This window comes from Moorena sp. SIO4E2, from assembly GCF_010671945.1.
In the GTDB taxonomy this organism is placed as follows: Bacteria; Cyanobacteriota; Cyanobacteriia; order Cyanobacteriales; family Coleofasciculaceae; genus Moorena; species Moorena producens.
The window spans coordinates 23,552-31,891 of record NZ_JAAHIE010000033.1 but is presented as its reverse complement, the minus strand read 5'-3'; the positions used below and the strand labels follow the sequence as shown (position 1 = coordinate 31,891).

General features: G+C 44.4%; 4 protein-coding genes. 1 reads left to right on the top strand and 3 read right to left on the bottom strand.

The genetic code is table 11. The annotated features are described in order from the left end of the window. Window positions 1-1,034: RNA-guided endonuclease InsQ/TnpB family protein (locus tag F6K37_RS06610; RefSeq protein ID WP_287249036.1), on the top strand; the 1,034-nt coding region annotated here is incomplete at its 5' end. A gap of 289 nt (window positions 1,035-1,323) precedes the next feature. Here the strand turns inward: F6K37_RS06610 and F6K37_RS06605 are convergent. From F6K37_RS06605 to F6K37_RS06595, 3 genes are read right to left on the bottom strand one after another with little or no spacing between them, the layout of a single operon-like run. Next, the gene (locus F6K37_RS06605) at window positions 1,324-1,590 is read right to left on the bottom strand and encodes a hypothetical protein (protein WP_287249034.1); all 267 of its coding nucleotides are present in this window, start codon (window positions 1,588-1,590) and stop codon (window positions 1,324-1,326) included. Continuing rightward, window positions 1,574-7,018 (bottom strand): WD40 domain-containing protein, encoded by a 5,445-nt coding sequence (locus tag F6K37_RS06600; protein ID WP_287249033.1) that lies wholly within the window; start codon window positions 7,016-7,018, stop codon window positions 1,574-1,576. The genes F6K37_RS06605 and F6K37_RS06600 overlap by 17 nt, the downstream gene beginning before the upstream one ends. Continuing rightward, window positions 6,964-8,325 (bottom strand): P-loop NTPase fold protein, encoded by a 1,362-nt coding sequence (locus F6K37_RS06595; RefSeq protein ID WP_287249031.1) that lies wholly within the window; start codon window positions 8,323-8,325, stop codon window positions 6,964-6,966. The genes F6K37_RS06600 and F6K37_RS06595 overlap by 55 nt, the downstream gene beginning before the upstream one ends. Window positions 8,326-8,340 lie beyond the last annotated feature (15 nt).

The window sequence follows — 8,340 nt, the reverse complement described above, 5'->3', positions numbered from 1 at the left end:
ACTCAACTGTCCTGCAACAAATGCTAAGACAGTTGGATACCGCCTTCTCAAAATTCTTTAAAGGTGAAGCAGGGTATCCCAAACCCAAAAGACGTTCTCGTTACCGGAGCTTCAAGTACTCACCAGGTCAAGTAAAACTTGACGGCAATCGAATTTACTTGCCCGGAATAGGATGGATGAGATTTTATAATTCTCGTCCTATCCCAACAGGTTTCACGATCAAATCTGTGACCGTGCGTCGAAAGTCACGGGGTTGGTTTGTCAGTATTCAGATCGAGGACAAATCAGTTCCGTTACCTCCGGTGAAAACTACTGATGAAATCAACCCAAATTGTGTCAAAGGATGCGATTTAGGTATCAATAAACTTGTCAGTACTTCTGATGGCGAAACTATTGCAAATCCATCTAACACTAAAAATTACAAGCGTCAAAGAAGGCGCTTGAAACTAAGACAAAGAGCTGCGAGTCGGAAGCAGAAAGGCTCAAATAACCGCAAAGAATCTTTTAGTAAGGTTGCGTCGTTACACGAACGGTTAGCCAATAAGCGTTCTGCGTACCATTGGGAAGTGGCTAAAAAATTGACCGATGGTACAGATGCCCTGGTTTTTGAAGATCTCAACATTAAGGGTATGAAGTCTCGTTGCAAACCCAAGCCCAATCAGGATGGTGGGTATGTCCGCAACGGACAATCTGCCAAAAGAGCACTCAATCGTTTAATATCTGAAGCCGCCTGGGGAGAACTAGTTTTGAAGGTAGAAGTCGTGGCTGGGAAGTCAGGCATAGCGATCATCAAAGTCAACCCTAAGCATACATCTGTTGAATGCCCGAAATGCCATCACATCAGTGCAGACAATAGAGATGGGGAAAAGTTCCTCTGTACTGAATGCGGATATCACGATGATGCTGATGTGAACGGTGGTGTAAACATTAGGAACAGGGGTTTAAAACAACTGGGTATTGACCCCATCCAGCTACCCTCGGTGCGTTCGCGTAGCGTGGCCTACGGCCAGGGAAAGTTACGCCCATGGAAATAACAGCCACTTAGGTTGTGCCTGGGAATCCCCATCCCTCTACAGGGTGGGGAGGTTCAATAGCGTTGGGGTTAACCATAGAACAAGTTGCCCAAGCTTTAGAATTAGAGGTGGAACAAGTTACACAGGTGGTTCAGCAGTCTTCTGATAGTTGACATATTTAGGGTTTGCTGAATAAGTCGTAATTTTCGGGTTTGAATAGGTGTTAGGTGTTAGGTTTTAGGTTAATGGTGAGGTTAATGGTTAATGGTTTTAGGGAATTTTCCATGAAGGTGCAAGGTTTTTGAGCCTATTAGATACCATTTTCTTGCACTTGGCGAGACCAAAAATGATTGAAAGCCAACTGAAGCATGGCTTCCACACTTATGCAGCAGACCCTATTTAGGTAATAGGTAATGGGTAATGGGTAATGGGCAATAGGCAATAGGCAATAGGCAATAGGCAATAGGCAATAGGCAATAGTCAAGAGTTCATAAACTATAGCGCTGCTCCCGATTCCCGATTCCCGATTCCCGATTCCCGATTCCCGATTCCCTACTCCCTTATAGTGAAAATCCACAAAGCTGATCCCTCTGACCCTCACGGTTATAGTGCCAATAATCGTACAACCAACTACAACCGCGCTGTAGCAAATAATCCACATCTAAATTCCACAAGATCACGGTTTTGTCTTTACTAGCAGAAGCTAGCCACTTGCCATCGGGACTAAAACTAACTCCAAACACCGAATCGTTGTGTCCCTTAAAGGTATTAATTAAATGTCCATCCCGACTCCAAAGATTAACCGTTGTATCACCACTAGCAGATGCGATTAAGGTTCCATCGGGACTAAAACTAACCCAATTCACGGCACCATTATGGCCTTTCAAGGTATTGAGTAACTTGCCATCACGATTCCAGAGTTTTACCGTGCCATCACTACTAGCAGAAGCAATCATCTCGCCGTCTGGACTGAAACTAACCCAATTCACCGCATCATTATGCTCTTGATTATCCCCTTCTAAGGTTTTGAGCAACTTACCCTTAGTATTCCAGAGTTTTACAGTCCCATCATTACTAGCAGAAGCAATCTGCTTGCCATCTGGGCTAAAACTGACTCCCCAAACTTTATCCTGGTGCCCCTCTAAGGTCTTGACTAAGGTGCCGTCTAAATCCCAGAGTTTCACGGTTCTGTCAGCACTAGCAGAGGCAATTAACTTACTATCGGGACTAAAACTAACTCCCCAAACCTGATCCTGGTGTCCTTCTAGAGTATTAAGCAAGGAGCCATCTAAACTCCAGAGTTTAACCGTTTTATCTTCACTAGCGCTAGCCATAATCGTGCTATCAGGGCTGAAACTAATTGCAGTCAAAGGTTCACCATGAGCCAAGAAGGTTTTGCTGGTACGATCCTTACGCCTCAAGAGTTGAATGGTATTGTCTGCACTAGCAGTAGCAATCATTTCACCATCGGGGCTGAAACTTACACTTCTGACAGTTTGATTATGGCGGATCGGTGCCAGTATCCCCCCGTCACTAGCCCAGAGTCTAATGGTTTTGTCTGCACTAGCCGATGCAATGGTCTTGTTGTCGGGACTGAAAGTGACATCTACCACCATTTCGCTATGTCCAGCCAAGGTTTCGATTAATTCCCCATCACTGTTCCAGAGTTTAATGGTGTGATCAGCACTAGCCGTAGCTAGCCTCTTACCATCGGAGCTAAAACTGACATCAAGAACCCAATTACGATGACCTTCGAGGGTATCAATTAATTCCCCATTAGTTTGCCAGAGTTTGACAGTGTTGTCTGTACTGGTAGAGGCAATAGTGTTGCCATCAGGACTAAAACGGACACTCACCACTGGTTTGGTATGAGCTTGCCAGGTTTTCAGGAGTGTTCCGTCCCTGCGCCAAAGTTTGATAGTTTTGTCCTTACTAGCAGAAGCAATTAACTGACTATTGGGAGAAATACTAACCCCCAACACTGAATCACTGTGACCAGTGAGAGTATGGAGTAAAGCACCATCTTTACTCCAAAGTTTCACAGTTTTATCCTCACTAGCCGATGCGATCATCTGGCGATTGGGGCTAAACCTAACACAATGGACTGTTTCGGTATGCCCATCTGGCCCATCTAAGGTCATTACTAGGGATCCATCCTTACCCCATAGCTTGACGGTTTTGTCTTCACTACCACTAGCCAGCATCTGACCATCTTGACTAAAACTGACACTTTGGATTCCAGCCCGATGACCTCGGAAACTTTTGAGCAACTTACCGTTTTTGCCCCAAAGTTTGATAGTCTTGTCTCGACTCCCAGAGGCAATCAGCTGACCATCTGGACTAAAACTGACACTACTAACCCAATCTCGATGTCCCTTTAAACGGTTGCGTTCTCTGACCCCATAAACTGCCTGTTGTAGAGCAGTGACTACCCGTGTCTGGGTCTCTGCATTCACCCCAAGGGATTGCTGCAATTGCTGGGCTGCCTCTAAACTTAGGATTAGGGCATCAAAGGTTCTGTTGGCATCAACTAGAGCTTTTGAGGAGTAGCTCAGGTCACTCAAATGGTTGTTGGTTTTACTGATAGCGTAGCGAACCCCAAGTATACCGGTAATCACCATCAGACTGAACAATGCCATTCCTGCCCAACGTGCTTCTCGCAATCGTTGTCTGAGAATTCGATTCAGCTTTTCTTCGGTTTTCCTTTGTTTTTTAGTTATTTCAGCCAGTTGGTTTTGGAGTTCTTGTTCTTTAACCAGTTGCTCAATTTTATCCTGGCTCTGTTTGTCTTTCTGGCGCAGATTTTCTAATTCTGCTTGCAGTTTCGATTGCTTTTTATGGCGGATAACGTCTACCAGGTAATCGTGAACCAGTTGATAGCGGTTGATCGTAATTTCTGGTAATATAAATACTAATCCTGATTTCTCAAAAATTTCTAATATTAAATCTAATGTATGGTCTTCTAAGGATGATTCTATGGCTAGCTCCGAGCGATTCTTAAGGGGTCGATTTTTATTGTCATCAATGAGTAACGACAACACTAGCCAAGCCGCTGTTTCATTCTCAGGACCACAATCTTTAATAACTTTTTCTAAAAACCGTTCCACCAGTTTGGCTTTGGGACCATGGTGCTGATACTGAGCTAAAGTCGTAATATTTTCAGCTTGGAGTTGAGCACCTACCACTTGCAACTCAATGGGACGAACTTCTCCAATTTCAGATCCTAATTCTCTGACTAATTCGTCAACTAAAGCTGGCTCTAAATAAAAATTAGCCCGATGGGTTAAGCTTTGAATAACTGCATAAGCATCTTCTAAGGAAAAATTGACTAATGGATAACGAATCTTTTTATCTAAGATATTACTTTCTATAACTTCCCAAGTATAATGTTCTAGTTCTAGTAATTTATGTAAGGCGTTATCTCGGATAGAAAAAATTAGTTTTAAATAGGGTAATTTAAGACAATTTAATAAAAAAGTATAAAACCGTTTTCGTTGGGATTGATGGGAATAAACCGAGAAAAACTCTTCAAACTGATCAAAAATTAAAACCGTTAACAAGTTATTATCGGCGTTGTGTTGTAATTGCTCCAGGACAGAGTAAATTAGATCGTTACCATTACCATTACCATTACCATTACCATTACCATTACCATTAGAATTTAGAAATTTTTCCCGGATTTTGGGTTCCTCATTCCCATTTCCTGATACCTGATCGGCCAAGTGTTTATGCAGTTCCCCCACCCAATCGGTGTAAACTTGCACCACAATCGGTAACCCAATGCGATCGCCAAGGGGTCTATTTTTGAGTGCTGGCACTAATCCGGCATGGACAATGGAACTTTTTCCAACCCCTGACTGACCATGAATAACTGTCAGTTTGTGATCAGCACGGGTAATCCGTTCCATTAAGCGGTTTACATCTCGCTGACGTCCGGAAGCTGCCATTTCCTGGGGAATAAGGTCTTGTGGCTGTACACCATGCCAGCTGGGATTATTAGCTCCTCGTGGTGGCTGTAGACGACTAGCACCAATGAAGGCACGGAAGCCATACAGCTGCTCCACTGCCCGTTGTTCTTGTTTAATCCGAAATGCTTCTAGGTATTGCCCTTGTTCAAAGTAAAGGCTACGTAATCGTTCCAACAGGTGCAGGTAACGCTGAGGCTCATAGCGATAATTGCTGGATTCTATGGCATCTGCCAGTTTATGACTCGCTTTTTCCAGCTGCTTGACCGCTTCTGCTAAATTTCCCTGCTTTCCTTGGGATTTTACCAAAAATAATCGATAGAGCTGGGCTAATAGCAATGGATGCAAGCCTTGGTCATGGGGCTGATCATCAGCAGCAACAACCAAAATTAATAGAGCTTTCTCGGCTAATTGACCAGCATCGTCCCATCGGGATTGCTCAAGGGCTACTTCTGCCAGAAAACCGTAATCTTGGGCTAGTTGCACCTGAGTCCCATAGGTTTCATGAAGGGACAGAGCCTGTTGAGAGGTGGTTTGTAAGAATGACCACGCTTGTAGATGCTGCAGCAGTTCAGCTAGCTTACTAATAAAAATAGCCACCAGATCGTGACGCCCCGCTTGGGTGAAAATTCCCATACATCGATGCAGATACGGCCAAGCTTCTTCCCAATAGCGCTGTTTATGAGCTTGATTTTGGTCAGCCTGGCGACAGTAACACAAACCGAGATAAAACAATAATAACCCCTGCCGTTCTAAGTTATCGGTTTGCTGCCAAACTCTTAAGCTTTTACGAAACCGCTTCTTGGCTAGATTTATGCGATCGCGTTTATAGTCATCTAGACCCAAAACAAATTCTAGACTAGCGTCTAATTCCTTGTCCAAGGTAATGCCACGACTGTGCAAATCTTTTAGGGCGAAATCCAGTTCAAATCGACGTTGGTTTTGCAGTGCTGAGTTTCTGGAATAGGTAATACAAATATCGGGGTTGGTTGGTTGGAGGTTGGTTGGTTGTTCGCGTAGCGTGGCCTTTTGGCCAAGGTTGGGAGGTTGTTCGCGTAGCGTGGCCTTTTGGCCAAGGTTGGGAGGTTGTTCGCGTAGCGTGGCCTTTTGGCCAAGGTTGGGAGGTTGTTCGCGTAGCGTGGCCTTTTGGCCAAGGTTGGAATGTTGTTCGCGTAGCGTGGCCTTTTGGCCAAGGTTGGAATGTTGTTCGCGTAGCGTGGCCTTTTGGCCAAGGTTGGAATGTTGTTCGCGTAGCGTGGCCTTTTGGCCAAGGTTGGTTGTTCGCGTAGCGTGGCCTTTTGGCCAAGGTTGGTTGGTTGGTTGGAGGTTGGGAGGTTGTTCGCCTTTGGCGTTCGAGTAGGGTAGGTTAGGATTTGGGATTTGTGGCGTGGTTGAGGGGGAAGGCTTTCCAGAGTTCAATAGACAGGCAAATACCATTTGAGCCTTTTGTCCGAGAAAATTGACTAACTCTGTGGTGGTCAGTTCAAACTTGAGGGGAGTGGCTGCCCAACTGGCAAAATCTGGTGCCAACCGCATCAGTTTTTGCAGTACTTGGTCATTAACCCACAATATTAGAGGAAAGGTTAGGCGTTTACGAAACTCATCCCGGACTTGATTAGTAGAGGTCAGTAATTCCTCAAGGGCAATGACTGACTCTAAACCAACAATCAGTAATGCGGCATGAGGGGGTGAGGAGGTAAGAGGGTCAGGGGATGAAGGGTCAATGGGGCTAGAACTCTGCCTGTTCCCGCATCTGTCTATCCCCTTGTCCTGTCCACGCCCCAATTCCCTGTGTTCGTAGTTTTGGATGGTGGTATAAAGGGTGGTAGCCGATGGCGGTATGATAAACTCTGTAATCTGGTATTGCGGCTGACACAGTGCTTTGAGGCGTTGCAGCATCTGTTGTTGCAAACCCTGGTAGTTACATCGCACGATCACAAGAGAAAATTCCCCTTGTGAAAATGCGATCGCTCTAGAGAGAGCCTTTAATGTACTATCGTTGTATTGGGCAGCGTCTGCTGGTGATTTTGTTTCAACCATGACTTAAACTGCGGTGCCTCTTCTAATGCTGGATTTATACCAAACCAATTTCCATCGCGATCGCGGTATTCAAAGACAAACATACTGCGCAATAGAGTTTGGTATTCCGTATCACCCCTGACTTTTTGCTGTTGCACCACCTGAAACAGCAATTCCCACTCCTCATCAGTAATTGATGAGATCAGATAATCGCGACGTTCGAGAATCACATTTTCTAAACACTCACTGGGAATCGGTGGGTTTTCTTGCCTAAGACAATCAAACAATAATCCTAGCAAGTTGCGCACATGACCACCACTAATTCGGCACAAGCGGTTTAAGGTTTCTATATTATCAAATACTTCCGGGAGCAAAGCAAATTGTTCCTCAGTAGTTTGATTGGGGAAAGCTCTAACCAGTACCATTTCTCGTAGCAAAGCCATGCCATCGGGAAACTCCTTACCTGTGCGCAGTTTAACTGGCACCATCGGTAAGATTTTAGGAGTAAGTCCACCACCTAAGCGATTCTTCAGGGTTTCGCACTCATTGGAGAAAGTTAACGCCAAGGGAATTGTGTACACAATATGGCAATTGAGTCGGCGTAACTGTTCACCCCGGTCAATGAATAAGTATTCTGGTTGCGTACGCCCAGAGGGTAAAGGGCGAATATCCACCCGGTCCAGATTATCCACAATCACCACTAGTCCCGCCTTACCCTTTTTCTTCAGGGTAGTGGTAGCAGGTTTTAGTAGTTCTTCATTAATCGAGTCTAAGATTCCACTAGTGCGAGGTTCGAGGTATTCCCGTAATCGACGCCGCAGTTTAGGACTTTCCTTAGTTTTAGCCGTTATTTTGCCAATGCCTACCGACAATTCTGCTTCAGCACCTAATTCAATTGGTGTGCGCAAAAAATCGGTAATTTCTGTAAAAAGATTGACAAAATAGCCTGGTTTTATATTAATTTTAATTTTCTCCAGACTTTCACTGACTTGACCAGCTATACTCAGCAAAATATCGCTTAGATCAACATCAGCCATGTCTAAATCTTGAGACGACTCAAAATAAACCACATGAAATTTATGTTGCTCTAATTCAGCTTTTAGTCTAAGTAATTCTGTGGATTTACCACAGCCAATATGCCCTGTAAACAGCTGACAAGTCGGCTCATCTGGAGAAATTAGGGTGATGGTTCGCTTGAGGGACTCAATAATTTTATTTCCTCTGACTGGGGAAAAATCAATATAGTATTTTCTATCATTGACATCTCCCATACTCAGGGGCTTGCTGGGATTACAAGCTTTGTAGAATCTTGGCAGATCTAGTACCATTATAGCGTAATTTTC

Excerpts from the sequence above, each read along its gene's own strand:
- F6K37_RS06600 (WP_287249033.1), bottom strand. The coding sequence starts at position 7,018 with ATGGTTGAAACAAAATCACCAGCAGACGCTGCCCAATACAACGATAGT.
- F6K37_RS06595 (WP_287249031.1), bottom strand. The coding sequence starts at position 8,325 with ATGGTACTAGATCTGCCAAGATTCTACAAAGCTTGTAATCCCAGCAAG.